Origin of the sequence: Acinetobacter halobius (assembly GCF_044130335.1) — a bacterium.
Lineage (GTDB): Bacteria > Pseudomonadota > Gammaproteobacteria > Pseudomonadales > Moraxellaceae > Acinetobacter.
This window is the reverse complement of sequence record NZ_JBIQOD010000042.1, coordinates 1-1007: the sequence shown is the minus strand read 5'-3', so window position 1 is coordinate 1007 and position 1007 is coordinate 1. Positions and strand designations below refer to the sequence as shown.

The 1007-nt window shown below is 39.1% G+C and carries 1 pseudogene; it reads left to right on the top strand.

What is annotated here, in order from left to right:
* Positions 1-960, top strand: a pseudogene (locus tag ACE01U_RS17005) (IS3 family transposase); the annotation flags it as partial.
* Between the last annotated feature and the right edge of the window lie 47 nt (positions 961-1007).

Below are 1007 nucleotides of genomic sequence, written 5' to 3'. Positions count from 1 at the left end.
GCAGCTACTTGAAGAATTAGCATATCTACGTGCAGAGAACGCATTTCTAAAAAAGCTGAGAGCCTTAAGGTTGGAGCAAGAAGCAAAGGAAGCGGCCGAGCAGCAGCATTTGCAAGACTTGTATCTGAATTAAGGCAAAGCTATCCACTAAGACATTTATTACGCGCATCTAAAATGGCTCGAAGCACGTACTTTTATCATGAGAAGTCATCAAAACTCGAAGATAAATACAGTGATTTAAAACAGCAGATCAAGGCGATCTATCATCAACATAAAGGGCGATATGGGTATCGAAGGATTACACTTGCCTTGAAAAACATGGGATTAGTGATTAACCATAAGTGTGTTCAAAAGCTTATGCAGTCCATGAAGCTAAAATCACGCATCAGAATAGCGAAATATCGTTCTTATAGGGGGCAAGTAGGTCGAGTTGCAGACAATATATTGCAACGGCAATTTGAATCAAATCAGCCCAACCAGAAGTGGGTTACAGATGTAACGGAATTCAATGTTCGGGGTGAGAAGCTTTATTTATCACCGATCATGGACTTATTTAATAGTGAAATTATTTCCTTTCAAACCCAACGTAGACCGATGTTTGGATTGGTGAAAGAAATGCTAAAAGATGCACTGAACAAGCTCAAACCAACTGAAAAGCCCATCATCCATTCAGATCAGGGTTGGCAGTATCAAATGAGATTTTACCAGCAACAGTTAGCAGAACGAGGGCTAATCCAAAGCATGTCGCGTAAGGGGAATTGTTTAGACAATGCCTCTATGGAAAGCTTCTTTGGAATACTCAAATCAGAGTGTTTCTATGGTGAAGAATTTAAATCTGTTGATGAGTTAGAGCAAACCGTGAAAGAATATATTCACTATTACAACCATGAAAGAATCAAGGTTAAATTAAAAGGATTGAGTCCCGTACAGTACAGAACTCAGTCCTTAAAAGCTGCTTAATTAATTCGTCCAACTTTATGGGGTCAGATCACATGGGAGGTTTTTTT